Genomic DNA, 26,297 nt, shown 5'->3' with positions numbered 1-26,297 from the left:
ACCGCCCAGCAAGGCAAGATGGGCCTCAAAATGGCGGCCGGAGCCCTCGCCTGGCCGGCCCTGCTCCGCAAGGCCTATCGCCTGGACCCCAGCTTCGCGACCTAGCGAAGGACCATCGCATCGTCCCGGATCGTCACCGACCCGATCCGGCTCAGATAGCTCTGCCCCATCAGCGACACCGGCAGGCTTCCGTCCTCCACGACATGGGCCGCGACATGGTGGGCGACGATCGGTCCCACTACCACCCGGTCAAGCACGACCGGCATCAGCTTCACTTCTCCGCCCGCGCCGAGCGCCCGGGCGCTGAAATCGCCGGCGCCGATACCCGCCCGCCGCGCGTCCGCCTGCGTCAGCACCAGCGAGCTTGCACCCGTATCGACCAGGAACCGGACCTCAGCGGCGTTCACCCGTGCGTCCGCATAGAAATGCCCGTCCGCCGCGCGTTCCAGCGTGACGTCCGCATAACCGTTGCCGATCCGAGGCGCCTCCGCCTCGCGGGGCGCTTCCGGCGCGTCCACGGCAGGTGGCGGCGGCGCGGGCACGGCCGCCATCTGCTCGGCGACCCGCACCAGTCCGACCAGCCCAAGCACCGCGACAACAAAGAATCCCTTGCCCGCCATGCGCGCAGTATCGACGATGGCGTTGAAGGGACGGTTAAGGAAAGTCGTCTGAGAGGTGGCGCACGCCGGCCCTTCGCGTTGGGGGGCGGGGGTGGGCCGGCGCGCGCCGGGCGGCTCCCGGGTCCTTCGGGAGCCAACCCTTATCTGGGAGCCGGAACTTCAGGCCGCGAAAGCATGCTCCGCCTTGTCGAACACCGGGCGACGGTTCACGGTGCGGATCATCTGTCCGCCCGCCACGCGCGACGAGCTCTCCAGCGGCAGCGCCGTCTGGCAGAACGCGCATTCCGCCATGATCCGCCCGATGAGCCAATGGGTGTGGCCGCAGCCCGGGCAGTGGTTGGTTTCATGCTCGCGATAGACGATGTGATAGCCCCGTTCCTGGGCCAGAGGGACGATGCAGCCGCCCCGCGCTTCCAAAATACTCGTCGCCATGTGCTGGCTCCTTCTTACTCAACTTGGAGCCCATAACGTGCGATGAATCGAAAGGGTTTCATGGCGGGGGCATTAACCAACCCGTTGACAGGCTTCATTTCCCTCGGCAGCCCGTCGCGTTCACCATGATGAGCCGCAGCGGCCGGCCGTTTTCCATACGCGACGAACCGAAAAGCCACAGTTCGAAAAAATATCCGCCCCGCGGTTCGGCGGAGCCGTGGGCCAGGCGATCCGCGTAGATCCGCTTTCTTTGCGGCAATCCGCATCTGGCCACCCTCGTCCGCCCCCGTTACGCTCCCGCGAACACAGGGGAGAACAGGGCATATGATCCGGGCACGTTCCTTCATCAGCGCCGCCATGCTGATCGCGCTTGCGATCGCCCAGACCGCGTCCGCCGCGCCGGGCACGGACGCGCTCAAGACCCGGGCCGTCGCCGGCGTCGAGGCGCGGGCGAAGCTGGCGCAGGAGATCAACGATTCCGTTTTCAGCTTCGGCGAGCTGGGCTTCCACGAGGTCGAAACCTCCCGCTACCTCACCGAAACGCTCGAAAAGAACGGCTTCACGGTCGAGCGCGGCGTCGCCGGCCTCCCCACCGGCTGGGTCGCGCGCTGGACCAACGGCACTGACGGCCCCGTCGTCGCGCTTGGCAGCGACATCGACGGCATTCCCAAGGCCTCACAGAAACCGGGCATCCCGTGGCACGATCCGCTGGTTCCCGGCGCGCCCGGCCATGGCGAGGGCCACAATTCGGGCCAGGCGGTCAACATCGTCGCCGCCCTGGCGGTCAAGGAGCTGATGGAGAAGGAGGACATCGCCGGCACCCTGCTGCTCTGGCCCGGCGTCGCCGAAGAGTTGGTCGCCGGCAAGGCCTTCATGGTCCGTGACGGCGTGTTCGACGGCGTCGACGCCGTTCTTTTCACCCATGTCGGCAACAATCTGGAAACGTCCTGGGGCCAGCCGTCGGGCACCGGCCTCGTCTCGGTCGAGTATACATTCAAGGGCAACAGCGCCCATTCCGCTGGCGCACCCTGGCGGGGCCGCTCCGCGCTTGACGGGGTGGAGCTGATGAACATCGGCTGGAACATGCGCCGCGAGCATCTCCGCCCCGAGCAACGGTCCCATTATGTGATTACCGACGGCGGCGATCAGCCGAACGTCGTACCTTCGGTCGCCTCGGTCTGGTACTATTTCCGCGAGCAGGATTTCGACCGCATCAAGGAGAATTTCGAGCTCGGCAACGAGATCGCGGAAGGCGCCGCGAAGATGACCGGCACGACGGTCACCCGCCGCATCGTCGGCACTGCCGCGCCGCGCCATTTCAATCGCCCGATCGCGGAGGCGGCTTATGCCAATATCAAGGCTGTGGGCCTGCCCGAATGGACCGAGGGCGAACAGGCTTTCGCCAAGCTCGTCCAGAAGAATGTGGGTGCCGAGGAGATTGATGGCCTTGCCACCGAGCTCGAAAAGCTGGAGCCGCCGGAAGAGGAGCCGGAAAGCGGCGGTTCGGACGATATCGGCGACGTCTCCTGGATCGTCCCCACCATCACCATCCGCTACCCGTCCAACATACCGGAACTGCCCGGCCATCACTGGTCCAACGCCATCGCCATGGCGACCCCGATCGCCCACAAGGGCGTGGTGGCCGGCGCCAAGGTCGTGGCGATGACGACGCTAGATCTCTTGACCAAGCCCAAGCTCCGCCAGGCCGCCTGGGATTATTTCAACGACGTCCAGACCAAGGACCAGAAATACGTCCCGATGCTGAGCGCCGAGGACAAGCCGGCGCTGGAGATCAATTCCGACATCATGGCCGAATATGCTCCGAAGCTCCGTGAATATTATTACGACCCGTTGCGTTATCCGACCTATCTGGATCAGCTCGGCATTGAGTTCCCGATCCTGGCGATGCCGGATGCGAAGGTCGAAGGGGCGCGGGAATAGGCCCTAAAGCGTTGCATACGACCGGGTGATCCCGCCTCAAGAAGGTGAGGCCGTCTGCTGCAGCCAGTCGCGAAAGACGCGCATGGCGGGCGTGTCCTGGCGGGACATGAGGCGCGTCAGCCAATAGCCGCCGCAATTCACCTCGATCGGGAAGGGGCGGATAAGGCGCTCCATCATCAATTCCTTCTCGAACATGATCGCCGGGGCGAGCGCCACGCCTTTACCGGCGACGGCCGAGGCGACCATCAGGGTCGAGCTGTCGAAGACGGTGCCCCGGAGCGGCGGGCAATGGGCGCCGGCGGTTTCGAACCAGCGCGGCCATTCGTCCGCACGGTAGGAGCGCAGCAGCTTTTCTCGTCCCAATGCACCTGGATCGTCCAGTCGTTCCGCGATGGCGGGGGCGCAGAGCGGCGTCAGGGGCGCTTCCATGATTGGGTCGGCGTGAATAGCGTGCCATGCGCCGTCGCCGAACCGGATGGCGAAATCCAGTCCTTCGCCTGCAAGGTCCACGCGATTGTTGTTGGTCATGATCCGAAGGTCGACATGCGGGTGGGCGCGCGTGAAGCCATCGATACGGTCGAGCAGCCAGCCGCCCGCGAAGGTGCCGACGACGCCAACGGTCAGCACCTCGCGCAGATGACCCCCGGCATAAAGATCGAGCGTCGTCCCGATCCGCTCAAAAGCGTCCGCCACCACGGGCACAAGAGCCTGCCCCTCGTCCGTCAAGGCAAGGCCGCGCGGCAGGCGGCGGAACAATCGCGTTCCCAGACGGCGTTCCAGGGACGCCACCTGATGGCTCACCGCGCCCTGACTGACGCACAATTCGATGGCGGCGCGCGTGAAGTTGAGATGCCGGGCGGCCGCTTCGAAAGCGCGTAGTGCGTTGAGCGGTAGCTGGGCACGATCCATCGACAAAACATGAATGAATCTCATGCCTCTGTCGAGGAATGATGCTTTGGCGGCAGCTTATCGCTCAGGCATTCTTCGCTTCGTCGATTGGCGGGAGAAGAATGGTGCCACCCATTATGAACTTCCTTGGGGTCTTTCTTGTAGCGGCGGCTCCGCCGCAAGCCGCGGACGATCCGCTTTTGCGCCCGATCGCATCGGACCATGCGAGCCAATGGCTGACGCCGCAGCCGCCGACGCGCATCTTCGGCAACACCTATCTTGTCGGTTTCGGCGGCCTCACTGTCGGACTGATCCACACCAGCGCTGGGCTGATCCTTATCGACGGGGCCGCGCCTCAGGCGGTGCCACAGATCGAGGAGAATATCCGGAGCCTCGGCTTCGAGCTGAGCGACGTGAAACTGATCCTCAGCACTGAGCCGCATTACGATCATGCCGGCGGCATTGCAGCGCTGGCGCGCGACACGGGCGCGACGGTGGTGGCAAGCGCGCATGCGGCGAATGTGTTGCGGCGGGGCCGCAGCGGCCCGGACGATCCGCAGATGGCGTGGCTGCCTTCTTTTCCGTCGGTGCAGAATATCCGTGAAGTTGGCGACGGCGAACGGCTGCGGCTGGGAGACGTCACCGTCACGGCCCTCGCGACGCCGGGCCATACGTCCGGCTCGATGAGCTGGACATGGCGTTCCTGCGAGGAGGATCGATGTGTCGTCGTCGTGTTCGGCTCCAGCCTCAACCCGATCGCCGCCGGGAGCTATCTCTTCTCCAACCAGCCCGACGCCACGGCAAGCTTCCGCCGCACATTCGAGACGCTGCGCGTTTTGCCTTGCGATCTCCTGCTGACGTCGCACCCCGGCCCATCCGGCGGGGACGTCAAATTCGCCCGTTTCCAACATCAGCCGGAGCCCAATCCGTTTCTCGATCCAGAGGCGTGCCGCACCTATGTCGATAGATATGAGGAGGCTTTGAATGAACGGCTGGCTAAAGAAGCCGTCACGCCTCAGCCGTAGCCGCGATGGGGGAGTCGCCAAGCCTTCCCCCACCGCCACCGCCTTGCTAAAGCGCCGTCAACTCAAGGCATAGCAAGAAGGACAAGGCGCCATGACAGCGGTCGGCCAGGACACACTCAACACGCGTTCCACCCTTGCCGTCGGCGGCCGGACCTACGCTTATTACTCGCTTGCCAAGGCCGCCGCGGCTTTGGGCGATGTGTCGCGGCTTCCCTTCTCGATGAAGGTGTTGCTCGAGAACCTTCTACGCTTCGAGGACGGCGTCACCGTCACGCGCGAGGACATACAGGCGATCGTCGACTGGCCGAAGGACAAGGGCGCCAATCCGCGCGAGATCCAGTATCGGCCGGCCCGCGTGCTGATGCAGGATTTCACCGGCGTTCCGGCCGTGGTCGATCTCGCCGCGATGCGCGATGTGATGAAGTCGCTGGGCGGCGATCCGCAGAAAATCAATCCGCAGGTGCCCGTCCACCTCGTCATCGACCATTCGGTGATGGTCGACGAGTTCGGCAGCCCCAGGGCGTTCGAGAAGAACGTCGCGCTCGAATATGAGCGCAACATGGAGCGCTACCAGTTCCTGAAATGGGGCGCGTCCGCCTTCGACAATTTCAAGGTCGTGCCGCCCGGCACCGGCATCTGCCACCAGGTGAACCTCGAAAACATCGCCCGCACCGTCTGGTCCTCGCCGGAGGTTGTGCCGGCCGGCGACCGCCGCGACGGCGCGGTTCGGCGTGACGAAGACGATTTCGTGGCTTTCGACCGGCGCGGGCCCGATGACGACCGGCGTCTTGAAGTCGCCTATCCCGACACGCTCGTCGGCACCGACAGCCACACCACGATGGTCAACGGCCTCGGCGTGCTCGGCTGGGGCGTCGGCGGGATCGAGGCGGAGGCGGCGATGCTCGGCCAGCCGGTCTCGATGCTCATTCCCGAGGTCATCGGCTTCCACCTGACGGGTGGGCTCGCCGAGGGCATCACCGCCACCGATCTCGTTTTGACCGTCACCCAGATGCTTCGCGCCAAGGGCGTCGTCGGTCGCTTTGTCGAATTTTACGGCCCCGGCGTCTCGACGCTCTCCTTGGCCGACCGCGCCACCATCGCCAATATGGCCCCGGAATATGGCGCGACCTGCGGCTTCTTCCCGGTCGATGCCAAGACGCTCGACTATCTGCGTCTCACCGGCCGCGCGGACGAGGAAGTCGCGCTGGTCGAGGCTTATTGCAAGGAACAGGGCCTGTGGCTGGACCCGGCGGTGGAACCCGTCTTCACCGACATGCTCCGGCTCGACATGTCCAGCGTCCAGCCCTCGCTCGCCGGCCCCAAGCGGCCACAGGACAAGGTGCTGCTATCGGAACTCGACACCGAGTTTCTGAAAGACCTCAAGACCGAGTTCGACCAGAACGGCGACGCCTCGAAGCGCCATCTGGTGCCGGGGACCGATCACGATCTCGGCCACGGCGACGTCGTCATCGCCGCCATCACCAGCTGCACCAACACATCCAACCCCTCCGTGCTCGTCGCGGCGGGACTGGTGGCGCGCAAGGCGCGGGAGCGCGGCCTCGACAGCAAGCCCTGGGTCAAGACCAGCCTCGCGCCGGGTTCCCAGGTCGTCACCGACTATCTCGACCGCGCCGGCCTGTCCGAGGATCTGAACGCCATTGGGTTCGACCTGGTCGGCTACGGCTGCACGACCTGCATCGGCAATTCGGGCCCGCTGCCCGAGCCTATCTCAAAGGCGATCCGCGAGCACGACCTGGTCGCCGCGTCGGTCCTTTCCGGCAACCGCAATTTCGAGGGCCGCGTGTCGCCCGACACCCGCGCCAACTATCTCGCCTCGCCTCCCCTGGTCGTCGCCTATGCGCTGAAGGGCACCGTCACCGAGGACATGACCTCGACGCCGCTGGGGCAGGACAAGGATGGCGCCGACGTCTATCTCCGCGACGTCTGGCCGACCAATGACGAGGTTCGCGCCCTCATCGACCAGCATGTCAACGCCGACATGTTCAAGACCCGCTATGCCGACGTCTACAAGGGCGACGACCAGTGGCGCGCGATCGACGTCACCGGCGGCGACACCTATGCCTGGTCCGCAGGCAGCACCTACATCCAGAACCCGCCCTATTTCGAGGGCATGAGCATGCAGGCCTCGACCGTCACCGACGTCGTCGACGCCCGCGCCCTCGCCATCTTCGCGGACAGCATCACCACCGACCACATCAGCCCCGCCGGCGCGATCAAGCTCGACAGCCCGGCCGGGAAATATCTCGTGGACCATGATGTCGCCCGCGCCGACTTCAACAGCTACGGCGCCCGCCGCGGCAACCACGAAGTCATGATGCGCGGCACCTTCGCCAACATCCGCATCAAGAACCAGATGACGCCGGGCATCGAAGGCGGTGTCACCAAGCATATTCCGACCGGCGAGGTCATGCCGATCTACGACGCCGCGATGCGCTACAAGGAGGCGGGGACCCCGCTCGTCGTCATCGCCGGCAAGGAATACGGCACCGGCTCGTCGCGCGACTGGGCGGCGAAGGGTACGAACCTCTTGGGCGTCCGCGCCGTCATCGCCGAGACCTATGAGCGCATCCACCGCTCCAACCTGGTCGGCATGGGCGTCGTCCCGCTCCAGTTCACCGGCGGAGAAAACCGCGAGAGTCTGGGCCTCAAGGGCGACGAGACCTTCACCATCACCGGCGTCGCCGATCTCCAGCCGCGCCAGGATGTCGAGGTTGAGGTCAGGCGCGCCGACGGGTCGACCTTCGCCTTCACCACCCGCTGCCGAATCGATACCTTGAACGAGCTCGAATATTTCCGCGCCGGCGGCATCCTCCACTATGTGCTGAGGAACCTCGCCGCCTGAGCCCGGAGCAGCTTTTCGTCGAGATAGCGGGCTGGGCGGGCGCGGCGCTGATCCTGCTCGCCTATCTGCTGCTGTCGATGGGGCGGCTGACGGGACAGTCGGCTGTCTATCAGGGAATGAACGTCGCTGGGGCGGCGGGCTTCATCGTCAATGGCTGGTGGCATGGCGCCTTGCCTTCCGCGTCGCTGAATGTGATCTGGATGCTGATCGGAGCGGTGGCCTTATGGCGGATCAGGAAAAGAGGCTCGTCGACCTCAGCCATGTGATCGAGGCGGGCATGACCACCTACAAGGGCCTGCCCGGTCCCATCGTCTGCGACTATTGGACGCGCGAGGCGTCGGCGGCGCTCTACGATGACGGCTCCACCTTCCAGATCGGCCGCATCGACATGGTAGCCAATACCGGCACCTATCTCGACAGCCCTTTCCATCGCTACGCGGAAGGGATCGACCTGGCCGGCCTGGAGCTGGCCTCGCTCGCCGCGCTGGACGGCATTGTGGTCCGCAAGCCGCACCGGCAGGGCCTCTCCATCGACGCCCATGACATTGCAGGTCTCGATGTGCGCGGCAAGGCGGTACTGCTCGCCACCGGCTGGGACGAGCATTGGCGAACCGATGCCTATTTCGAAAACCATCCGTTCCTGACCGCGGCCGCCGCTCGGCTGCTGGTCCAGGGCGGGGCGAGGCTGGTCGGCATCGACAGCCACAATATCGACGACACGCATGCCCGCGCCCGCCCGGTCCACAGCATGCTGCTTGGCGCCGGCGTCCCGATTTGCGAGCATATGACGAACCTGGGCTCGCTGCCCGATCAAGGTTTCCGCTTCACGGCCGCGCCGCCGAAGGTAGCCGGCATGGGCACCTTCCCTGTACGTGCCTTCGCCGAAGTCGGCTGAGCGCCGACTATCGGCGCGCCTCGGCGCTCTCCAGACGCACTTCCTTGAACTCCGAACCGGCCTTCCAGGTCGGCCAGCGGTCGGAGAAGGCGAGCTCGCGGGCGATGTCCCAGACGAGGTCGATGTCCTGCACCGCGCCGGCGAGGTTCCAGCTCTCGTCCCAGCGGTCGCCGGGCGTGTGGTAGCGGTTCTTGGTATATTCGGCGACCCAGGCTTCGCCCGCCTCGCGGCCTCCCTCGACCAGGTCGGCGCCGCCGCCCAGGCCCATCATCAGCAGCACCGGGACGCCGCGCTTGGCGAGCGAGAAATGGTCGGCGCGATAGAAGAGGCCGCGCTCCGGCGCGGAATCGGGCGTCACCGTCCGTCCTTGTGCCTTGGCGAAGCGGGCGAGATCATCCTCCAGGCTGTTCTGCCCCTCGCCGATCAGGATCACGTCGCGGGCGAGCCCGGCCGTCTGGAGCACGTCGACGGTGAGGTTGGCGACGGTTGTCTCCAGCGGATAAATGGGGTTCAGCGCATAATATTCGGAGCCGAGCAGGCCCCGCTCCTCGGCTGTCCAGGCGGCGAAGACGATCGACCGGTCCGGCTGCTGCCCCGCCTTGAACGCGCGCGCTATCTCGAACATCGCGGCAAGGCCGATACCGTCGTCATTGGCGCCGGAGCGGACCGTGCGGCCCTGCGCGTCCGGTTCGCCCGTGCCGTAGGCATCCCAGTGCGCGGCGATCATCACCGTCTCGTCCGGTCGCTTGGCGCCGGAGATGCGGGCGAGGACGTTGCGGCTTTGGACCACCTCCTGCTCGACCGAGAAGGCGGCCGAGAAGGTGGCGTCCCCCAGCGGAATGGCGGTGAAGGCGCCGGTGCGGGCGCGGGCGCGTTCGGCGGTGAGATCGAGGCCGGCGCGCTTGAAGAGGTCCGCGGACGCCTCGCCGCTGATCCACCCCTGGAGCTTGAGGCTGGTGACGTCCTCGGGTTGGCGGACGAGGCCGTAATTCTCGCCGCCGCCCGCGATCACGGTGCTCCAGCCATAGCCGGCGCCCGGTGTGTCGTGGACGATCAGCGCGCCGATGGCGCCGCGCCGCGCCGCTTCCTCGAACTTGTAGGTCCAGCGGCCGTAATAGGTCATGGCCTGCCCGGAGAATTTGCCGGCGACCGGATCGCCTTGCTTCGCCTCGAAATCGGGATCGTTGACGAGGAAGACCGCCACCTTTCCCTTGAGGTCGGCATCGCCGAAGTCGTCCCACTGCCGTTCCGGCGCGTCGATGCCATAGCCGACGAACACCATCTCGGCATCGTCGATGGCGGCGCGGTCGGCCGGCTGGAGGGTGCTGACGTAAACGTCTTTCGCGAACGTCCAGGGAACCTCCTCGCCGTCCACCGTCACCGACAATTCTTCCGGCTCTCCTAGCTGCGTGTGGAGGAGGTCGACTCGCTGTGTCCAGCCGCCATTCTCGCCGCCGGGCTCCAGCCCGATCTGCTTGAACGTCGAGACCAGATATTCGACGGTGCGATCCTCGCCCGGCGTGCCGGGGCCGCGGCCGCCGAATTCGTCGGACCCCAGCGTCTTCACCGCTTCCTCGATTCGAGCCGCGTCGATCGGCGTGTCCGAAGCGGCCCGCGCGCAGGCGGAGACGGTCATCAGCGCGAGGAGGGCGAGCAAGGTTCGAGACAGCATGGGAAGGCTCCGTTGGGGCGGGGATTCCGTGGCTTGTGCCTATCGCGGCGCGATGAGGCAAGTCAGGCGGGCTGAAGCGCGGCCGCCAGCCAGTCGGGAATGAGGGCGTTCGCGAGATCGTCGATCCGGCGATGCTCCACGGCCAGCCCAAGGTCGGGATAGTGGATGCGGGCGCGGTCGCCGGGGGTGTTAGTGGGGACGACTACCAGGCGGCGGTTGACCTTGTTGCGATAGTTCATCCGCGCCGTATTCTCCTGACCGACGTAGCAGCCCTTGGTAAAGCTGACGCCGTTCAGCTCCGTGGCGTTGCATTCGAGCCAGAGGGTCTTGTCGGAACCCAGCTCGGCCACGCCTTCGGTGACGCCCAGCGAGAGGCGGTGCCGGAGCCAGGCTTCGGCCGCGCCAGGCTCGCCCGAGGCAGGTGCAAGGCCGCGGCGGCCGAGCTCGGGAAGGCGCGGATCGCGTGGTCCCTCGCCGTTGAGCGACCAATGGACGCAAAGCACTTCCTCGCGGCCTATCTGGATCGGTCTTCGCAGGCGATAGAGGGTGAGGCGCTTCGCCAGGTCCCCGGCTGCGTTCCGCTCGCAGTCGACCAACACGTCTTCCCCGTCGGCCCAGAGGATGAAGTCGAATAGCGCCTTGCCCTGCGCGGTAAGGAGGCCGGCCCAGAGCGGGTTATCCTCGGCGAGCTGGCTCACGTCATTCGTGACGAGCCCCTGGAGGAAGTCGCGCACGTCTTCACCCGAGATACGAAGGAGCGCGCGGTCGATGAGGGTGGTAGCTGGCATGAATACGAGTTAGGGGGTCTCCCGCTCAATTCCAAACCCCGAACGTTTATCAGCGCACGTACATGAATAATTCCACCCGCCTCATCATACGCCAACCCGACGACTGGCACGTCCACCTTCGCGACGGCGAGATGCTGAAGGCTGTCGTCCCGTACACGGCGCGGCAGTTCGCGCGCGCGATCGTGATGCCGAATCTGGTCCCGGCGGTGACGGATGTGGCGGCCGCGGCCGCCTACCGCCAGCGCATCCTGGATGCCCTTCCTGAAGGCAGCGACTTCACGCCGCTGATGACCTGCTATCTCGTCGACGATGCCGACGCCGGCGAGATCGAGCGGGGTTTCTCGGAGGGGGTGTTCACCGCCGCCAAGCTTTATCCCGCCCATGCCACGACCAATGCCGCCCATGGCGTGACCGACGTCCGCACCCTCTATCCGGCGCTGGAGACGATGCAGCGGATCGGCATGCCGCTCCTCGTCCATGGCGAGGTCACCGATCCCGACGTCGACATCTTCGACCGCGAGGCCGTGTTCATCGAGCGGGTCCTGTCGAAGCTCGTCCAGGACCTGCCGGGCCTCAAGATCGTGTTCGAGCATATCACGACCGCGGAAGGGGTGGCCTTCGTCGAGGCCAGCGGCGCGAATATCGCGGCGACGGTCACGCCGCAGCATCTGATTATAAACCGCAACGCCCTCTTCGCCGGCGGCCTAAGACCCCATGCCTATTGCCTTCCGGTCGCCAAGCGCGAGCAGCATAGGCTGGCCGTGCGCCGCGCCGCCACGTCGGGCTCGCCCAAATTCTTCCTGGGCACCGACAGCGCGCCGCACGCGGTGGAGCGTAAGGAAGGCGACTGCGGCTGCGCCGGCATCTTCAATGCGCCCTTCGCGCTCGAATCCTATGCGCGGGTGTTCGAGGAGGAAGGCGCGCTCAACCGGCTCGAAGCCTTCGCTTCGCAGAACGGCCCGCGCTTCTATGGCCTGCCGCTGAACGAGGGGCGGGTGGCGCTGGAGCGCACGGCCGTAACTGTCCCCGAAACGATCCCGGCGGCAAGCAGCGCGCTTGTGCCCTTCCATGCCGGCGAAATGCTGTCCTGGCGCTTCGCCGGTCGAGCCTAGCGGAGGCTCAGAAGGGCAGCCAGTTGTTGTTCTCGGTGAATTTCAGATAGCCGGCATTGACGCCGAGCCGTAGCCCGACACCCAGCCTGACCGGAATCAGCACCACGTCGCCGCTCCGGTGGTAGCTGGCGGTGAAACCGCCCAGCGCATAGGCATTGCCCTCGGCGCCGGGATAGCGCTGGAACAGGTCCTCGCTGTCGTAGAGGTTGTAGACCAGCACGAACACCTTGCTGGCATCGGCGCCGAAGTCGAAGCCGAGCGACGGGCCGGTCCAATGGACGACGCGGTCGCCCTCTATCTCGTGGTGCATGGTGCCCGAGCCGTAGCGGACGCCGAAGACGAAGGCGCCGCCCGCTTCCTGGCCCTTGATATAGGCGATCGGTTCGCCCTGATCGCTAAGGATGTCCTCGATGATGCCGCCGAGGCCCGCGGCGCCCTTGCCGAATACGTCTTCGGCGGCGGTGAAGATGTCCTCGCGGGGTACGGTCTCGCGCGGTGCGGCCGTGACGGCCGGTGCTGCGGGGACGGTGTCGGCCGGAGCCGCATCCATGCCTTGATCGAGGCCCGGGTCGACCGGCTGATACTCGGTTTCGGGATAGGCCGGCGTGTCGGCGGGATCGACCGCGTAGGGATCGGTGTAGCCCTCCTCCGCCGGCGTCTGATACTGATCGGCTGTGTTGGGATCGATCTCGGTGATCTGCGCCATCGCGGGCGCGGCCATCACGGCCAGGCCGGCGGCCAGCAATTTCAGAAAAGCGGATTTCAACATGATACTCGTCCCCCGAACCCTCGGAACCGAGTTAACCCGTTCCTTCCTTACGCCGCAATGAACGGACGACGAACCGAGTCGATATCGCGCCGGAACGGTTGCATGTGATTGGTTGAACAGTGCGAATGCCGCCGCTATAGCCCCACGCTTCGGCGCTGAGCGGAGACGTGGGTGAGTGGCTGAAACCAGCGGTTTGCTAAACCGCCGTAGGGATAAATTCCCTACCGAGGGTTCGAATCCCTCCGTCTCCGCCAGAATCCCAAAAGCCAGCGAACCAGCACGACCGGCGGCGGTCGCCAAAAACCACGCAAAACAGCCAAATATTCCCTGAAACCGAGGCCGCCTCCGTTCGCTGCCGAACGCCTCAGATCGCTGATAACTTTATGACTGGATTTATGACTGGACATTGCTCCTGGCTGCTTTCAAACTCGGAACGGAGGCGAGAGAGATGCATGTCCGTGGTCGACTCAATGTCCGTCAACTGCCCAGCCTGACCAAGCCTGGCGTCTATGCCGACGGCGGGGGTCTCTATCTGCGGGTCCGAAGGTCCCAGAGGCGACACCGAAAGGATTTGGCACCGCCAACGCGGTCGTGGCTTTACATCTGCACGGTCGATGGTCGGCGTCGCGAGGTGGGGCTGGGCTCGATCTTGGACGTCAGTCTCGCCACGGCTCGTGATCTTGCCTCTGATACGCGGACAGCTTTTCGCGAAGGGCGCGACCCAGTCGAGGAACGCCGGCAGTCACAGCGCGAGTTCGCTGATCAGATCACATTCGGCGAGTTCGCGGACGCTCTCATCGACGATATCGAAAGTGGGTTCAGGAACGAAAAGCACCGCAAGCAATGGCGGTCGACACTCAAGACGCATGCGTCTTCGCTGACCAATAAGGTCGTTGGAGAGATCGACACCGAAGACGTGCTGGAAGTCCTGAAGCCGATCTGGCTCAAACTCCCCGAGACCGCTTCTCGCGTCCGTGGCCGAATCGAGCGAATTCTGGATGCGGCCAAGGTCAAAGGCCATCGTGATGGCGAGAATCCCGCACGGTGGCGCGGACATCTTGACCTCCTTCTTCCCAGGCAGCCTAAAGCAACCAAAGGTCACCACGCGGCGCTGCCGTTCGGCGAAATTGCGGATTTCATGGATGAACTGGGGAGACGAGAGGCGCTGGCTGCCCGTGCCCTCGAGTTCACCATACTAACCGCGGCACGATCGGGAGAAACGTTTGGAGCGGTTTGGGCGGAGATTGATCTCGATAAGGCACTTTGGACAATTCCTGCCGATCGAATGAAGGCGGGTGTGGAGCATCAAGTGCCGCTCAGCCCGGCAGTTGTGTCGCTGCTGCGCAATCTGCGGCCAAGGAAAGCGAAGAATGAAGATCTCGTCTTTCAGAGTGATGCCGGGGCCAAGCTCTCCAACATGTCGATGGCAATGCTCCTCCGCCGAATGAATCACGGGTCGATCACCGTGCACGGCTTTCGCTCCAGCTTTCGCGACTGGGCGGGCGAGGCGACGAATTTCGCGCGCGAAGAGGTTGAGATGGCGTTGGCGCATGCCATCGAATCGAAGACGGAGCGCGCCTATAGGCGGAGTCGTGCGCTGGAAAAGCGCCGTAAGCTCATGGGCACGTGGGCGCGCTATTGTCTTGCGAAGCGGTGCGTAAGCGCTTCAGCCTGATTTGCACCGCAAACTGTTTTCCAGGCGCAGGCGCAGAATGAGCGCGTCTATGCTCGACCGCATCACTAGTGTCCGACGCCCGATGCGAATGGCTTCCAAGTCACCTTGGGCGATCAGCTCGTAGAGCTTCGTCTTGCCAATATCGAGCATCTGCATGGCGCGGTCGACCCGCACGCAGATAGGACGCTCCTCAGAGGCGGCGCGCGGCACGATGGAGTCCCGGTCGTCTCCGAAGCCGGACAGTTGGTCGCTCATGAGGTGCTGCCGATCCGTCGTGCCTTTGCGAAGCCCCGATCGCTGTCGAGGAAAGCGCGAAGCATGTGCGGCACGAGGTCGGAGACGGTTTCGGACTGACCGTATTGCTCGCGGTACACTTCCGCATAGTCTGAGAGCGCCTGTTTGAGGTCGGGTTGGATACTGATCGTCAGCTTCACCGGCGTGCGTTCGGGGAGCTTCGCCAGTTTGATGGGCATGAGACTGCTCCTATTCCTGCCAAGGCTGGAGAATTAGATCGCGGTGTACGACCAAGCGTACCGCGGCGCCCGACCGGATCGTGATCGTCGGCTGAATCGACAAGTTGCGTGAGACGAGCTGGTCGCCAGCCCGCGAGGCGTTCTGTTGAGTCGACTCCCGGATCGCCTGAATCAAATCGCTTTCACCGGAGAAGGTGAGGTTTGAGCCCACGCCCAAAAGCGTCGATATCGTAGCGCCTTTGAGTAGCGACCATGTATGGAAGTCGACCTGATCGGCCAGCCCCGAGTAGCCGGACGGGTCCGTCGCGGGCACGTTCTCGATCTGAAGCGACGAGCCGTCAGGCAAAATGAGGCGCTGCCACACGACGAGTGCACGCCTTTGACCGAAAGCCACGACGCTGTCGTAGCTGCCCACAAGGCGCGAACCTTGCGGAATGAGCAGGATATTCCCGGTCGCACTGTCAAAAACGTGCTCCGTCACCTGTGCAACGACGAGACCGGGCAGATCCGAACGCAGCCCGGTGATCAGGCTCGCGGCGATTACGCTCCCTGCGCTCAGCGTGTAGGGTGATACGGGCGCCTGCAGACGATGTGGGTTCACGCCCGACAAACTCGCGGTCGAGATCAAATCCGTCTTACGCTGCTGTGCTTCGGGATCGCGAATGGGCCCGAGTGCGAGGCGATCACCATTGATCGCGGGAACGTCTGTTTCCTTGAGGTTCGACGGAGTGGCTACGCTCATCTCCTCGTCAGCCGACAGCGCGAGGATCGCCGATTCCCGCGCAGCTCGCTGCTCTTCCGCCTGTTGTTCACGCTGCTCCGCTGCCGCCTGATCAATCATCGACTGTGGTGCTCCAGCCGCCGCCGCGAGACCGCTTTGTTGCTGGCGCCGAAGTATCGGCCGCCCGAGGTCTCCCGGAAGCGGCCGACCCAGCTTCGGCACCTGTTCATAGCTTGAAGGAAGCGGCGCAAGGGCATCGGCAGGCGCTTTCGAAAGCACTGCGGCATCTTCGTCAGCCCTCCCCACAATCTGGCTGGTACCCGGCTGAAGCGCCATCCATGCCACGCCGAACACACCGATCGAGGCTATCGCGGCAAGACCGATGACCATGCCGCGCTTGAACCGCACTGCTGGCGCCGGCTGTGCTCGAAGCGACAGCTTCTCAGGGTCCAGCTTCGATGGGGACGACTCTTCGGTCGCGCCAGCTGCCGCGTCGCTCATGATCCCCTCCCCTTTTCAGGGGTTCTCCGGCCGTGGCCGACGCGACGAATGCGAACGATTTGCTGCTTCTTCGTGCCGAGGCGGAGTTCGGCGACGTTGAACAGGCGATCAACCACATAGTATCGACCGGACAGGCGATAATTGACGAGCTCAGCTTCGCCCTCCGCCCCTACCAAAAATAGCGGCGGGACCTCGCCGACCGCGATCGATGCCGGAAATTGGATGAACGTCTGGCGGCCATCGTCGAACGCGCGCAGCGGGCGCCATGCCGGATCGTCGCCGGTGATGACGTAGTTGAAGCTAAGCTGCTCGACTTCGATGCCCGAAGCGACCGGCCTCGCGGCCTCAGCCGCGGTGTGCTTCCGCTTAAGCGCGAGGAGCGCGCCCTGTGGGTAGGACCACGCCACCGCCGACATTGCTCCTTTGTCGGCACTGGTGACGGTCAAATGATAGACACGGCGGTCCGTCGTGATGACGAGATTGGTTGAGAGGCCGGCAGCCACGGGCTTGATCAGAACATGCGCGCGCCGCGTCTCCCCCGATCCGCTGCTGGTGTCACCGATCACCCACCTCGCGGTATCGCCGCTCGCAACCGCGCCGAGGCTTTCGCCCTGTTGAAGCGCGATGTCAGTCACCCGGCCAGGCGCTGTCCGCACATCGTAGATCGCACCGTCGGCGAAGAGATAGGTACGCGTCGCGCTGACCGGCACGTCGAACTTTGCGGATTGCGATCCAGACGGCGCAGCGACCGCGCGGGCGTTACCTATGGATACGGTGCTCGCCAGTGCCACTGAGGCGGTCGCGACGAGCAGTCGGCGCATGAGGCAGAACGTCATTGGGGATCCTCCCTTGTTGATGGTTGGGCAGCAGGGGGCGACGGATCGGCCGGTGATCCGAACGAAATTATCGCGGGAGCAGGAGGAGCAGGCGACGTCTCAGTCGGCTCAAGCTCGCGGGTCCAATCGATCGCGTCGATATAGATGCCGAGTGGGTTGCGCCGGAGAGAGTCCGCTGAACGCGGGGTGCGTGTCCTGACGCCCAGAATGGCCGTCCACCGGGTCGTGCCGGCCATTGCGCCGCGCTCGAAGGCGGTCTCTATCCACTTGACCTGGAAGGACTGGTCCGATGCGCGAACTACGCTCGTCACCTGAACGCTGACGGTCCGCTCGCCGATGTGCGCGAACGGCTTCGCAGAGCGTGCATAGTCGCCAAGGAACTGGGCGGCGGGCTTCGTGACGAAATCGTAGGCGCTGAGCCAATCGCGTCGCATCAGGACGGGGTCGAGCGACACAGTTCGCACGTTGCGGATGAATTCGGCCAGATGCCACGCGATCTGCGGATCGGTGGGCGTGTAATCCGTATTTGCCGGAGCGACGGCACGGGCTTCGCCCAGACGATCGACTTCGACAACGTAAGGAGTCACTCGGCTTTGCAGCGACTGCCAAGTCAATGCAGCCGCCATCGCGCTCGCCAAGAGGAGGCCGCCGAAGGCCATGTAGCGCCAATTGCGTGCCTGCACCCGTGCCGAACCTATGCGGTCGTCCCAGAGCTGGCCTGCGCGCTGATAGGGCGTTTCGGGGAGCGGTGAGCGCCCGTAGCGCTGAACACTTCGCTTGAAGATCATGGGATCAGTCGTCCTTTTCCTTGATGTCTGGAATGGCGGAAGCGCCGCCGCGCTCGCCCTCGCGCAGCGTGTTCATCGCGACCTGGCGGTGGTGGCGCATGTTCTGCTGGTGTTTAAGCGAGCGGGCCCATGAAGGCTGGTGATCGGCGGACGCAGGCGATGCGGTGGAAGCCGGACTGCTGTTGAGTGCGGCCCAAGCGCCTGCCCGTCCGGCAGAGGCGGCCTCGGAGAGCCCCAGCGCGGCACCGGCTTTCTGCCTGAGCGCGCTGCCTCCGGCTCGCGTGACGCCGGCGATCCCCGCACCTACGCTGGACGAGCCTGACGCCTCCTGCCCAAGCTGGTAGGCGGTAGATGCGGCCGACCCCATCGTGGTGCCGGCGCGGATCGCACCCAGCGCGGCGCCGCCCGTAATTCGGGCCGCGCCGACCGCCGCACCACCCGCAAGGGTGGTAACGCCCACGGCTCCCGCCGTTGCCCCGAGCGCCGCTCCGGCGCCAAGCTGGGGCGCACCCGCGACGAGGCCGGAGGCGATGCCGGGTCCGAAAATGCCGAGGCCGAACAGTGTGAGCGCCGCCAGCATGAGGCTCATCGCTTGGCCGACATCGGGCTCCTCTCCTTGGAGCGCGGTAGTGAAATCCGCGAAGAAACCCGAGCCGATGCCGACGATCACGGCGAGCACCATCACCTTGATGCCTGAGCTCACCACGCTCCCGAGCACCCGCTCCGCAAGGAAGCTGGTGCGATTCCACAGCGCGAAAGGCACTAGGATGAAGCCGGCCAGCGTCGTCAGCTTGAACTCGATGATGGTGACGAACAGCTGCACCGCGAGAATGAAGAAGGCGAGGATGACGACCGCCCAGGCGAACAGCAGCACCGCGATAACGAGGAAATTGTCGAAGAAGGTCGTAAAGCCCATGAGTTCGGAGACCTGCTGGAGCAGCGGCCATGCGGCCTCGAACCCAATTCCGGCGAGACGGCCGGGCTTCAGCAGATCATCGGCGGTCATTGCCCCTCCGCCCGCGGTAATTCCGGCGGCCGCAAACGAGCGGAATATGATGTCGGCGAGGTTTGAGAAGTTGCTCAGGATGAAGGCGAACGCGCCAACATAGAGAATCTTCCTGATGAAGCGGCCGATCACGTCCTGCTCGCCGCCCATGGCCCAGAACAGACCGGCGAGCGTGACGTCGATGACGATTAGCGTCGTCGTCAGAAAGGCGACGTCGGGTCCGAGCAGCCCAAAGCCGCTGTCGATGTAGCGGATGAAGGTCTGCATGAACTGGTCGATGGCGTTGAGGTCGTTCATCGGTAGCTACGGTCCTGTTCGTGGCGGCGACTGACGGCGGCGGCCAGGGGAAAGCCGCCGCCCGCGCCCGGCGCGGCCTATTTGGGCGTGTAGGCCGAGCCGGTTCCGAGGAAGCGAGCGGTCGCGGCGCGAGCGTCGGTCTTGGCCTGAATGCGTCGAGCTCGTTCGATCGCCTCAGCGCGATACTGTGCCGCCATCATGCTCTGAATCTGGAATTGCTGCTTGGCCGCGAGCGCCAGCAGCTGGTTGGTCGCCTGAGCGACCTGGAGGGCGCCGTCGGCGCTTTGGCTGCGGGAGACGATCGCCGTCAGCGCCTCTGCATCCGCACGGACGTTCCCCACGACCTGCGCCTGGACGCCGAGCGTGTGGCGGAGGGCCGACCGGGCGGTATCGAGGCGAGCCTGCGCTGCGGCGATGTGTTCAGAGGAGTCACCCTGCGGGACGCCTTGCGGGAAGAGCCGTCGGAATTGCGCCTCAACCTGCGAAGCATCGAACTCGATGCCCTCTGCGCGAGCCATCAGCCGGTTGGTCTCGCGTAGCGTTCGCTGAAGCTTCGACAGTTCCGAGAAGTCGATGCGGCTTAGGTTTTTCGCCATGTTGGTCAGCATCGCTGCCTGGTTCTGGAGCGACTGGATCTGATTATTGATCTGTTGAAGCGCGCGAGCCGCGGAGAGCATGTTCTGGGTGTAATTGGTCGGATCGAACACTGTGATCTGCGCCGATGCCGAAGAGGCAGGTATTCCAATCCCAACAGAGACACTCGCCGCGGCCGCCAAAAGAACGGGGAGCATTCGTCTTCCAAAGGGGCGCCGGCTTATCAAATTCGCGTGGCTGGTCATGACATCATCTCCTTGGGATTTGGTTCAGCGGGAGGGTTGGCAACGCTCGCCAGCAGATCGGCCGCCCATGCGAGGTCGCGTGCAACGAGCAAGTTGGACGTGAAGTCGGCGGAGCCATGCTCGGCGAGCAATCTATCTATGAGGCGCTGGCTCTCAGGATCGGAGGCGCCGCACAGCGCCAGGGCAACGGGACCGAGGCCGAGCTCGAATAGGCGATTCCCGCGCGCCGATTGGAGATAGTAGTGCCGCTTTGGCGTGGCGCGCGCGACGAGTTCGATCTGACGGGCGTTGAGGCCAAACCGCTCATAGGCCGCGCGCGATTGAGGCTCGATGGCGCGATCGTTGGGAAGGAGTATGCGCTGCGGGCAGCTTTCGATGATCGCCGGAGCGATGCTGCTGTCGGCGATGTCGGCAAGGCTCTGCGTGGCGAACAGGACGGCGACATTCTTCTTGCGCAGGGTCTTCAGCCATTCGCGGATGCGAGCCGCGAACAGCGGGTGGTCGAGGAAGATCCAGGCTTCGTCGAGGATCAGCAGTGTCGGTCGCCCGTCGAACCGCTGCTCGAGGCGGTGGAATAGGTAGGTCAGGACTGGCGCGACGACGCCATGTTGTCCCATCAAGGCTTCGGTCTCGAAGCATTGGATGTCGCCGATCGGGAGGCTGGGCTCGGCCGCGTCCAATATGCGTCCGAATGGCCCCTCAAGCGTGTAGGGGGCGATCGCGCTGCGCAGCGGCGACGACTGGAGCAGAAGCGAGAGCCCGGTCAATGTGCGCTCGCCGGGCGCCGCCGACGCAAGGTTCGCCAGCGCGGACCAGATATGCTCCTTGATATCCGGCGTGATTGTAACGCCTTCATGGGCGATCAGCGCGGCTATCCACTCGGCGGCCCAGGTGCATTCATCGGCCGCATCGATGTCCCGAAGAGGCTGGAAGGACAGCTCGCCGCTGCCTTCCGCCGCAAGGCCGAGCGAATGGTGCGCGCCGCCCATGGCGAGCACGGCAGCACGCGCCGACCATCCCTTGTCGAAGATGTAGAGCTGCGCGCCCGCGTAGCGGCGAAACTGGAGCGCGATCAGCGCAAGCAGTACAGATTTACCGGCGCCCGTGGGGCCGACGACAAGCATGTGGCCGACATCGCCGATATGGGTGGACAGCCGAAACGGCGTCGAGCCGGTCGTCTGGGCGTATAAGAGTGGCGGACCGCTCAAATGGGCGTTCTGAGCCGGTCCCGCCCACACTGCCGAGAGCGGCATCAAGTGGGCGAGGTTGAGCGTATGGATGAGCGGCTGGCGGACATTGGCATAGACATGGCCCGGGAGCGACGACAGCCAAGCTTCGACGGCGTTGACCGTTTCGCGAACGCAGGTGAAGCCGAGCCCGTTGACGATGCGCTCGACTGCCCGAACCTTTTCGTCGGCGCGCGCCGCATTTTCGTCGGCCACGGTAATGGTGGTGGTGAGATAGCCGAACGCGACATGGTCGCCGCCGAGCGCTTGGAGCGCTAGATCGGCATCGACGACCTTGTTGTCGGCGTCGGTGTCGAGAAGCTGCGCTGGCTGATTGTAGAGCACCTCCCGCAGGAGCGCGGCGACCGACTTGCGCTTGTTGAACCACTGGCGGCGTAGCTTAGTGAGCGTCTTGGTCGCATCCGTCTTATCGAGCGCGATGAAGCGGGTGACCCAGCGATAGCCGAAGTCGGCGCTGTTGAGGGCATCGAGCATGCCGGGGCGGCTCAGATTGGGGAAGCCGAGCACCGTCAGTGTGCGTAGATGCTGATTCCCGAGCCGCGGCGCCAGTCCTCCGGTAAGCGGCGTGTCGGCGAGCAGCCCGTCCAGGTACATCGGGATCTCAGGGACGGCGACGATATGCTGTCGCTCGGAAATCGTGCCGTGGAGATAGGTCAGGGTTGCGGCCGAGCTTAGTCCGCGCACCTCCGGCACGATGCTGCCCAGCAGATCGAGCACGCGATCTGTCTCGGCGACGAATGCTGCGAGCGCGGATCGCCAATCGCGCCCCTTCTCCGCCTCGGGCCGCTCGACCAATGTCCGACCGGCCGCATCGCTGCTGTCGGCGGGCGGTAGCCAGGTAAGCGTCAAATTGAAGCGGCTCTCGAAATGCGCCCCGGCCGCCTCGAAGTCCGCTCGGCGCTCTTGGTCCACAAGCCACGATGCAGCGTCGGGGAAACGGCTATCGGGATAGGCGAGCGCCTCGCGCCGTTCGGCTTCGAAGAAGAGTACCCAGCCTGTGCCCAGCCGCTTGAGCACGTTGTTGACGCGCGCGCAGGTGCCGACCAACTGCGCCTCCGTCGCGCTCTCCAGGTCGGGGCCGCGAAATGCGAGCGTCCGCTGGAAGCCGCCGTCCTTGTTGAGTACGATGCCTGGCGCAACCAATGCAGCCCAGGGCAGGTGGTCGGCGAGCCGGTCCGCGCGCGGGCGGTATTCATGAAGCGCTAGCATGCGAAATAGCCCCTCTGGCGGAGGTGGCGGATCAGCACCGGCGCAAAATCGGGATCGCGGCGTGCGGCGAACACCGCAATGCTGTGCGCCAGAGCCCAGACCATTAAGCCGGCGAGCCATTGTTGGAGGCCGAGCCCGATGGCCGCGGCGATCGTGCCGTTCACGATTGCGAGCCCACGCGGCGCGCCGCCGAGTAGGATCGGCTGCCCGAGCGCGCCATGTATCGTCGCTTCGAAACCTTCGATGTGATTCATGCCACCAGCGCTCCCCCGCCGAAGCTGAAGAAGCTGAGGAAGAATGAGGAGGCTGCGAAGGCGATCGACAGGCCGAAAACGATCTGGATCAGCCGCCGAAATCCTCCTGAGGTCTCGCCAAAGGCGAGCGTCAGGCCTGTTGTGATGATGATGATCACCGCGATGATCTTGGCAACCGGCCCCTGCACGGATTCGAGCACCTGCTGGAGCGGAGCCTCCCAAGGCATTCCCGAGCCGCTGGCCGAGGCGCTGGTCGCAAGCGTCGCAACCAGTACGGCGGCGATGACGGCGGACGGAGAGTAACGGCGTCGACGTGCGATCATGGCAAAGCTCCTTGGTCCGAAGGGTCGAGGGGAAGGTCGGTGGCGGCGTAGTTTCCGTCCGGATCGAGCCCGGCGACGCTCGCAATCGTCTCGACGCGGCGGGCTGTGCCGCGGCCGGCGATGAAGACGATCATGTCGATCGCGTCCGCAATGAGGCGCCTCGGCACGGTGACCACTGCTTCCTGAATGAGCTGCTCGAGGCGGTAGAGTGCGGCAGTGGCGCTGTTGGCGTGGAGCGTGGCGACGCCGCCCGGATGCCCCGTGTTCCAAGCCTTGAGCATGTCGAGCGCTTCGGGACCGCGCACCTCACCGACAATGATCCTGTCGGGGCGCAGACGCAGCGTCGAGCGGACCAAATCCGCCATTGTCACGCTGCCGAGGCGCGTTCTGAGAGCGACCGTGTCGCGTGCGGGCGACTGGAGCTCACGGGTGTCCTCGATCAGGATCACGCGCTCGTCGAGATGCGCCAGCTCAGAGAGCAGTGCATTGGCGAGCGTCGTCTTGCCCGAGCTCGTTCCCCCCACGACGAGGATGTTGCGGCGGGCCACCACGGCGAGCGAGAGCAGTCGCGCCGTCTCGGCCGACATGATGCCGTCAGCAACATAGTCTGTGAGGGTATGGATGCGGGTCGCGGGCTTTCGAATCGAGAAGCAGGGTCCGGTCGCTACCGGCGGCAGCACGCCCTCGAAGCGTTCGCCTGCACCTTCTCCGTGTGGAGGCAGCTCCGCCGATACGATAGGAGACCCGGAATGGACTTCGGTTCTGGCATGCGACGCAACGAGCCGGATGATGCGCTCGACCTGTGCCGCCTCATAGAGAACCTTTGTGTCGACGCGACCCTCTCCGAGCCGGTCGAGGCGAAGCGCGCCGTCCGGGTTGACCATGACTTCCAGGACCAAGGGATCGGCGAGAGCTTCGCTAATCGCCGGCCCCATCGCCGTCCGCAGCATCGAGCGGCGCCGATCATGGGCGATCGACTCGCTCATGATCCGCTCTTCCCGTCCAGATCGCTGCCGAGCGTGCGCTTGCCCGTCGCGAGTTGGCGGCCGAGTTGGCCGATGAACTGATCGAAGCGCTGGTGACCGAGCGCGATCGCCGCTGCATCGTTCTCGGGCAACGGCGCGGTGACCATCAGCTGATAGCGGATGAAAAGCGCCAAGCTCTCGATCAGCACCTCAAGATCGCGCCGGATCAGCCTCTGCTCGCGCGAGAGGCGGTCGAGCCGGTGCTTGAAGAGGTCATCCACCTCTTGCGTGGCGCGGCGGGCGAGCCAGGACGCGACCGCATCGTTGACTAGGCGCGACTTGTTGGCGCCGGGTCTCGTCGCGAGCGCTTCAAGCGCGTCGCTCAGCTCGCGATCGATATAAAGGTTCTGGCGAACTTTCATGGCCGCCTCACAATCCCGGCACCAGATCGTAGGAGCTGCTCTCGTTAAGGCCATGGACACGCACGGCGGGAGTAAGGCCGCGCGCTTGGTCCATCGCGCGCTGCTCGGCCGACATGTCGGTATCCTCACTCACGTCAGCATTGGGATCGATGCCGCCGCGTTCTGGCGACGGGTCACGCGGCTCCGGCAAACCGGGATGGCGCTCCTGCTGCAGGCCGCCATCGTCCGCGTCGCTGCTCTCGTCAGTTGGCGAAGCCAATCGCGCATCGATGGAGCGCGCGTCGCGCGGCCAGTCGTCAGGACGGACTGCCGGACGATCGCGATACGCGCCCTCACCCAGGCGGGGCGGTGCGAGCTTGCGGTTGGTGAAGTTGCGATCGCTGAAGTAGCGCAGCTTGCGAGCGCGGATCGGCGCCAAACCCGAGACGAGGACAAGCTCTTCGTCAGGTGGAAGCTGCATCACCTCGCCCGGTGTCAGCAGCGCCCGCGCGGTTTCCTGGCGGCTGACCATGACATGCGCCAGCCACGGTGCGAGCCGGTGCCCGGCATAGTTGCGCATTGCGCGCTGCTCGGTCGCTGTTCCGAGCGCGTCCGAGATGCGCTTGGCCGTCCGCTCGTCATTGGTCGCAAAGGCGACGCGGACATGGCAGTTGTCGAGGATGGAGTTATGCTCGCCGTACGCCTTCTCAATCTGGTTGAGGCTCTGGGCGATCAGAAAGGCTCGAATGCCGTAACCGGCCATGAAGGCGAGGCTGGTTTCGAAGAAATCCAGGCGGCCGAGCGCCGGGAACTCGTCCAGCATCATCAACAGACGGTGGCGCTGCGCGTCATTTGCGGACTGATCCAGCCGCTCCGTCAGGCGACGCCCGATCTGGTTGAGGACCAGACGGACCAGTGGCTTGGTGCGGCTGATGTCCGACGGCGGGATGACGAGATAGAGGGACAGCGGCCGATTGGCTTCGACCAGATCCTCGATCCGCCAGTCACAACGGGACGTCACCTCTGCGACGGTTGGATCGCGATAAATTCCTAGGAAGGACATCGCGGTTGACAGCACGCCGGAGCGCTCGTTCTCGCTCTTGTTGAGCAGTTCGCGCGCAGCGGAGGCGACGACCGGATGCGCGCGCGGGTGATCGGGTGTGCCGAGATGGTTGGTGGTCATCATCCGCCGGAGCGTCGCGACGAAGCTCCGCTGCGGATCGGAGAGAAAGGTCGCGACGCGGGCGAGCGTCTTCTCCTCTTCGCCGTAGAGGATGTGCAGGATGGCCCCGACGAGCAGACTATGGCTGGTCTTCTCCCAATGATTGCGCCGTTCGAGCGCTCCCTCGGGATCGACGAGGATGTCGGCGATATTCTGGACGTCGCGCACCTCATGCGCGCCGCGGCGAACCTCCAGCAGGGGATTGTAACGGGCTGAGCGCGGATCGGTGGGATTGAACAGCAGGCAATGGGAGAATTGCGCACGCCAGCCGGCAGTCAGTTGCCAGTTTTCGCCCTTGATGTCGTGGATGACCGCGGAGCCGGTCCAGGAGAGCAGCGTCGGCACGACAAGCCCCACGCCCTTGCCCGACCGGGTAGGCGCGAAGGCCATGACATGCTCAGGACCGTCATGACGCAGATAGCGGCCGTCGCTGCGCCCGAGCATGACGCCCGCGTCGCGGTAAAGGCCGGCGCGCGCGATCTCGCGCCGGCTAGCCCAGCGGGCCGACCCGTAGGTCGTGACGAACCGCGACTGG

At 65.0% G+C, this 26,297-nt stretch carries 26 protein-coding genes and 1 tRNA gene; 8 read left to right on the top strand and 19 right to left on the bottom strand.

Annotation, left to right across the window (positions count from 1 at the left end; genetic code table 11):
- Nucleotides 1-101 precede the first annotated feature (101 nt).
- A complete protein-coding gene (locus VIR62_RS13675) occupies nucleotides 102-620 on the bottom strand; it encodes a retropepsin-like aspartic protease family protein (protein WP_431872133.1) in 519 nt (172 codons plus the stop codon).
- A 159-nt stretch (nucleotides 621-779) separates the two neighbouring features.
- Nucleotides 780-1,052 carry a hypothetical protein gene (locus tag VIR62_RS13670; RefSeq protein WP_431872132.1) on the bottom strand — a complete coding sequence of 91 codons (273 nt, stop codon included), beginning with the start codon at nucleotides 1,050-1,052 and terminating at the stop codon, nucleotides 780-782.
- Nucleotides 1,053-1,376: 324 nt separating this feature from the next.
- Between VIR62_RS13670 and VIR62_RS13665 the strand changes: the two genes are divergently transcribed.
- Nucleotides 1,377-2,993 (top strand): amidohydrolase, encoded by a 1,617-nt coding sequence (locus VIR62_RS13665; protein ID WP_431872130.1) that lies wholly within the window; start codon nucleotides 1,377-1,379, stop codon nucleotides 2,991-2,993.
- 36 nt (nucleotides 2,994-3,029) lie between these two features.
- Here the strand turns inward: VIR62_RS13665 and VIR62_RS13660 are convergent, their stop codons facing one another.
- Entirely contained in the window at nucleotides 3,030-3,902 is an 873-nt protein-coding gene (locus tag VIR62_RS13660) for a LysR substrate-binding domain-containing protein (protein ID WP_431872134.1), read from the bottom strand.
- Nucleotides 3,903-4,003: 101 nt separating this feature from the next.
- On the opposite strand from VIR62_RS13660, the gene bla reads away from it, so the two are divergent.
- The 4 genes from bla to VIR62_RS13640 all read left to right on the top strand — a co-directional run bounded on the left by bla (nucleotide 4,004) and on the right by VIR62_RS13640 (nucleotide 8,664).
- Nucleotides 4,004-4,906, top strand: a complete 903-nt coding sequence (gene bla, locus VIR62_RS13655) for a subclass B3 metallo-beta-lactamase (RefSeq protein WP_431872128.1) — start codon at nucleotides 4,004-4,006, stop codon at nucleotides 4,904-4,906.
- Nucleotides 4,907-4,997: 91 nt separating this feature from the next.
- Nucleotides 4,998-7,769: an aconitate hydratase AcnA gene (gene acnA, locus VIR62_RS13650; RefSeq protein ID WP_431872126.1), complete on the top strand. Its 2,772-nt coding sequence runs from the start codon at nucleotides 4,998-5,000 to the stop codon at nucleotides 7,767-7,769.
- Between the two features lie 77 nt (nucleotides 7,770-7,846).
- Nucleotides 7,847-8,035: a CBU_0592 family membrane protein gene (locus VIR62_RS13645; protein WP_431872124.1), complete on the top strand. Its 189-nt coding sequence runs from the start codon at nucleotides 7,847-7,849 to the stop codon at nucleotides 8,033-8,035.
- Nucleotides 7,993-8,664, top strand: a complete 672-nt coding sequence (locus VIR62_RS13640) for a cyclase family protein (RefSeq protein ID WP_431872121.1) — start codon at nucleotides 7,993-7,995, stop codon at nucleotides 8,662-8,664. The genes VIR62_RS13645 and VIR62_RS13640 overlap by 43 nt, the downstream gene beginning before the upstream one ends.
- Nucleotides 8,665-8,671: 7 nt before the next feature.
- On the opposite strand, the gene VIR62_RS13635 is transcribed toward VIR62_RS13640, so the two are convergent.
- Both VIR62_RS13635 and VIR62_RS13630 read right to left on the bottom strand, forming a co-directional pair.
- Nucleotides 8,672-10,336, bottom strand: coding sequence for a M28 family peptidase (locus tag VIR62_RS13635; RefSeq protein ID WP_431872120.1), 1,665 nt, complete (start codon nucleotides 10,334-10,336; stop codon nucleotides 8,672-8,674).
- Between the two features lie 62 nt (nucleotides 10,337-10,398).
- Nucleotides 10,399-11,124 carry a YgfZ/GcvT domain-containing protein gene (locus VIR62_RS13630; protein ID WP_431872118.1) on the bottom strand — a complete coding sequence of 242 codons (726 nt, stop codon included), beginning with the start codon at nucleotides 11,122-11,124 and terminating at the stop codon, nucleotides 10,399-10,401.
- 62 nt (nucleotides 11,125-11,186) lie between these two features.
- Between VIR62_RS13630 and pyrC the strand changes: the two genes are divergently transcribed.
- Nucleotides 11,187-12,236 (top strand): dihydroorotase, encoded by a 1,050-nt coding sequence (gene pyrC / locus VIR62_RS13625; protein WP_431872116.1) that lies wholly within the window; start codon nucleotides 11,187-11,189, stop codon nucleotides 12,234-12,236.
- Nucleotides 12,237-12,243: 7 nt separating this feature from the next.
- Here the strand turns inward: pyrC and VIR62_RS13620 are convergent, their stop codons facing one another.
- Nucleotides 12,244-13,005, bottom strand: coding sequence for a DUF1134 domain-containing protein (locus VIR62_RS13620; RefSeq protein ID WP_431872114.1), 762 nt, complete (start codon nucleotides 13,003-13,005; stop codon nucleotides 12,244-12,246).
- A gap of 161 nt (nucleotides 13,006-13,166) precedes the next feature.
- Between VIR62_RS13620 and VIR62_RS13615 the strand changes: the two genes are divergently transcribed.
- Together VIR62_RS13615 and VIR62_RS13610 are read left to right on the top strand one after the other, a co-directional pair.
- A tRNA-Ser gene (locus VIR62_RS13615) sits at nucleotides 13,167-13,259 on the top strand.
- A gap of 194 nt (nucleotides 13,260-13,453) precedes the next feature.
- Nucleotides 13,454-14,680 carry a tyrosine-type recombinase/integrase gene (locus VIR62_RS13610; RefSeq protein ID WP_431872113.1) on the top strand — a complete coding sequence of 409 codons (1,227 nt, stop codon included), beginning with the start codon at nucleotides 13,454-13,456 and terminating at the stop codon, nucleotides 14,678-14,680.
- On the opposite strand, the gene VIR62_RS13605 is transcribed toward VIR62_RS13610, so the two are convergent.
- The 13 genes from VIR62_RS13605 to traG all read right to left on the bottom strand — a co-directional run.
- The gene (locus tag VIR62_RS13605) at nucleotides 14,672-14,935 is read right to left on the bottom strand and encodes a helix-turn-helix domain-containing protein (protein WP_431872111.1); all 264 of its coding nucleotides are present in this window, start codon (nucleotides 14,933-14,935) and stop codon (nucleotides 14,672-14,674) included. The two genes, VIR62_RS13610 and VIR62_RS13605, sit on opposite strands and share 9 nt — an antisense overlap.
- Complete coding sequence (locus VIR62_RS13600; RefSeq protein WP_431872109.1) at nucleotides 14,932-15,153, bottom strand: DUF2274 domain-containing protein; 222 nt, start codon at nucleotides 15,151-15,153, stop codon at nucleotides 14,932-14,934. The genes VIR62_RS13605 and VIR62_RS13600 overlap by 4 nt, the downstream gene beginning before the upstream one ends.
- Before the next feature lie 10 nt (nucleotides 15,154-15,163).
- Nucleotides 15,164-16,375: a TrbI/VirB10 family protein gene (locus VIR62_RS13595; RefSeq protein ID WP_431872108.1), complete on the bottom strand. Its 1,212-nt coding sequence runs from the start codon at nucleotides 16,373-16,375 to the stop codon at nucleotides 15,164-15,166.
- A complete protein-coding gene (trbG, locus tag VIR62_RS13590) occupies nucleotides 16,372-17,211 on the bottom strand; it encodes a P-type conjugative transfer protein TrbG (RefSeq protein ID WP_431872106.1) in 840 nt (279 codons plus the stop codon). The genes VIR62_RS13595 and trbG overlap by 4 nt, the downstream gene beginning before the upstream one ends.
- Entirely contained in the window at nucleotides 17,208-17,999 is a 792-nt protein-coding gene (gene trbF / locus VIR62_RS13585; RefSeq protein ID WP_431872104.1) for a conjugal transfer protein TrbF, read from the bottom strand. Before trbF ends, trbG begins: the two co-directional genes overlap by 4 nt.
- A gap of 4 nt (nucleotides 18,000-18,003) precedes the next feature.
- Nucleotides 18,004-19,302, bottom strand: coding sequence for a P-type conjugative transfer protein TrbL (gene trbL, locus VIR62_RS13580; protein ID WP_431872102.1), 1,299 nt, complete (start codon nucleotides 19,300-19,302; stop codon nucleotides 18,004-18,006).
- Between the two features lie 77 nt (nucleotides 19,303-19,379).
- Nucleotides 19,380-20,078 carry a P-type conjugative transfer protein TrbJ gene (gene trbJ, locus VIR62_RS13575; protein ID WP_431872100.1) on the bottom strand — a complete coding sequence of 233 codons (699 nt, stop codon included), beginning with the start codon at nucleotides 20,076-20,078 and terminating at the stop codon, nucleotides 19,380-19,382.
- Between the two features lie 59 nt (nucleotides 20,079-20,137).
- Nucleotides 20,138-22,597, bottom strand: a complete 2,460-nt coding sequence (gene trbE / locus VIR62_RS13570) for a conjugal transfer protein TrbE (RefSeq protein WP_431872098.1) — start codon at nucleotides 22,595-22,597, stop codon at nucleotides 20,138-20,140.
- Nucleotides 22,591-22,851: a VirB3 family type IV secretion system protein gene (locus VIR62_RS13565; RefSeq protein ID WP_431872096.1), complete on the bottom strand. Its 261-nt coding sequence runs from the start codon at nucleotides 22,849-22,851 to the stop codon at nucleotides 22,591-22,593. Before VIR62_RS13565 ends, trbE begins: the two co-directional genes overlap by 7 nt.
- Nucleotides 22,848-23,174 (bottom strand): TrbC/VirB2 family protein, encoded by a 327-nt coding sequence (locus VIR62_RS13560; protein WP_431872095.1) that lies wholly within the window; start codon nucleotides 23,172-23,174, stop codon nucleotides 22,848-22,850. The genes VIR62_RS13565 and VIR62_RS13560 overlap by 4 nt, the downstream gene beginning before the upstream one ends.
- Nucleotides 23,171-24,160: a P-type conjugative transfer ATPase TrbB gene (gene trbB, locus VIR62_RS13555; protein WP_431872093.1), complete on the bottom strand. Its 990-nt coding sequence runs from the start codon at nucleotides 24,158-24,160 to the stop codon at nucleotides 23,171-23,173. Before trbB ends, VIR62_RS13560 begins: the two co-directional genes overlap by 4 nt.
- The gene (locus VIR62_RS13550) at nucleotides 24,157-24,561 is read right to left on the bottom strand and encodes a CopG family transcriptional regulator (protein WP_431872092.1); all 405 of its coding nucleotides are present in this window, start codon (nucleotides 24,559-24,561) and stop codon (nucleotides 24,157-24,159) included. Before VIR62_RS13550 ends, trbB begins: the two co-directional genes overlap by 4 nt.
- A 7-nt stretch (nucleotides 24,562-24,568) precedes the next feature.
- The coding region (gene traG, locus VIR62_RS13545; RefSeq protein WP_431872090.1) for an IncP-type conjugal transfer protein TraG at nucleotides 24,569-26,297 on the bottom strand (1,729 nt) is incomplete at its 5' end.

Origin of the sequence: Allosphingosinicella sp., from assembly GCF_036570505.1 — a bacterium.
Classification (GTDB): domain Bacteria; phylum Pseudomonadota; class Alphaproteobacteria; order Sphingomonadales; family Sphingomonadaceae; genus Allosphingosinicella.
The sequence above is the reverse complement of the archived record's forward strand: the minus strand, read 5'-3'. Positions and strand labels throughout refer to the sequence as shown.

What these genes read in the sequence shown, in the direction of transcription:
- VIR62_RS13620 (WP_431872114.1), bottom strand. Translation starts at nt 13,005, where the DNA reads ATGTTGAAATCCGCTTTTCTGAAATTGCTGGCCGCCGGCCTGGCCGTG.
- VIR62_RS13605 (WP_431872111.1), bottom strand. Translation starts at nt 14,935, where the DNA reads ATGAGCGACCAACTGTCCGGCTTCGGAGACGACCGGGACTCCATCGTG.
- VIR62_RS13640 (WP_431872121.1), top strand. Translation starts at nt 7,993, where the DNA reads ATGGCGGATCAGGAAAAGAGGCTCGTCGACCTCAGCCATGTGATCGAG.
- trbB (WP_431872093.1), bottom strand. Translation starts at nt 24,160, where the DNA reads ATGAGCGAGTCGATCGCCCATGATCGGCGCCGCTCGATGCTGCGGACG.
- pyrC (WP_431872116.1), top strand. Translation starts at nt 11,187, where the DNA reads ATGAATAATTCCACCCGCCTCATCATACGCCAACCCGACGACTGGCAC.
- VIR62_RS13665 (WP_431872130.1), top strand. Translation starts at nt 1,377, where the DNA reads ATGATCCGGGCACGTTCCTTCATCAGCGCCGCCATGCTGATCGCGCTT.
- VIR62_RS13675 (WP_431872133.1), bottom strand. Translation starts at nt 620, where the DNA reads ATGGCGGGCAAGGGATTCTTTGTTGTCGCGGTGCTTGGGCTGGTCGGA.
- trbF (WP_431872104.1), bottom strand. Translation starts at nt 17,999, where the DNA reads ATGATCTTCAAGCGAAGTGTTCAGCGCTACGGGCGCTCACCGCTCCCC.
- VIR62_RS13610 (WP_431872113.1), top strand. Translation starts at nt 13,454, where the DNA reads ATGCATGTCCGTGGTCGACTCAATGTCCGTCAACTGCCCAGCCTGACC.
- bla (WP_431872128.1), top strand. Translation starts at nt 4,004, where the DNA reads ATGGTGCCACCCATTATGAACTTCCTTGGGGTCTTTCTTGTAGCGGCG.
- VIR62_RS13595 (WP_431872108.1), bottom strand. Translation starts at nt 16,375, where the DNA reads ATGAGCGACGCGGCAGCTGGCGCGACCGAAGAGTCGTCCCCATCGAAG.
- VIR62_RS13565 (WP_431872096.1), bottom strand. Translation starts at nt 22,851, where the DNA reads ATGAATCACATCGAAGGTTTCGAAGCGACGATACATGGCGCGCTCGGG.
- trbG (WP_431872106.1), bottom strand. Translation starts at nt 17,211, where the DNA reads ATGACGTTCTGCCTCATGCGCCGACTGCTCGTCGCGACCGCCTCAGTG.
- acnA (WP_431872126.1), top strand. Translation starts at nt 4,998, where the DNA reads ATGACAGCGGTCGGCCAGGACACACTCAACACGCGTTCCACCCTTGCC.
- VIR62_RS13645 (WP_431872124.1), top strand. Translation starts at nt 7,847, where the DNA reads ATGGGGCGGCTGACGGGACAGTCGGCTGTCTATCAGGGAATGAACGTC.
- VIR62_RS13635 (WP_431872120.1), bottom strand. Translation starts at nt 10,336, where the DNA reads ATGCTGTCTCGAACCTTGCTCGCCCTCCTCGCGCTGATGACCGTCTCC.
- trbL (WP_431872102.1), bottom strand. Translation starts at nt 19,302, where the DNA reads ATGAACGACCTCAACGCCATCGACCAGTTCATGCAGACCTTCATCCGC.
- VIR62_RS13630 (WP_431872118.1), bottom strand. Translation starts at nt 11,124, where the DNA reads ATGCCAGCTACCACCCTCATCGACCGCGCGCTCCTTCGTATCTCGGGT.
- VIR62_RS13600 (WP_431872109.1), bottom strand. Translation starts at nt 15,153, where the DNA reads ATGCCCATCAAACTGGCGAAGCTCCCCGAACGCACGCCGGTGAAGCTG.
- VIR62_RS13660 (WP_431872134.1), bottom strand. Translation starts at nt 3,902, where the DNA reads ATGGATCGTGCCCAGCTACCGCTCAACGCACTACGCGCTTTCGAAGCG.
- VIR62_RS13550 (WP_431872092.1), bottom strand. Translation starts at nt 24,561, where the DNA reads ATGAAAGTTCGCCAGAACCTTTATATCGATCGCGAGCTGAGCGACGCG.
- VIR62_RS13670 (WP_431872132.1), bottom strand. Translation starts at nt 1,052, where the DNA reads ATGGCGACGAGTATTTTGGAAGCGCGGGGCGGCTGCATCGTCCCTCTG.
- VIR62_RS13560 (WP_431872095.1), bottom strand. Translation starts at nt 23,174, where the DNA reads ATGATCGCACGTCGACGCCGTTACTCTCCGTCCGCCGTCATCGCCGCC.
- trbE (WP_431872098.1), bottom strand. Translation starts at nt 22,597, where the DNA reads ATGCTAGCGCTTCATGAATACCGCCCGCGCGCGGACCGGCTCGCCGAC.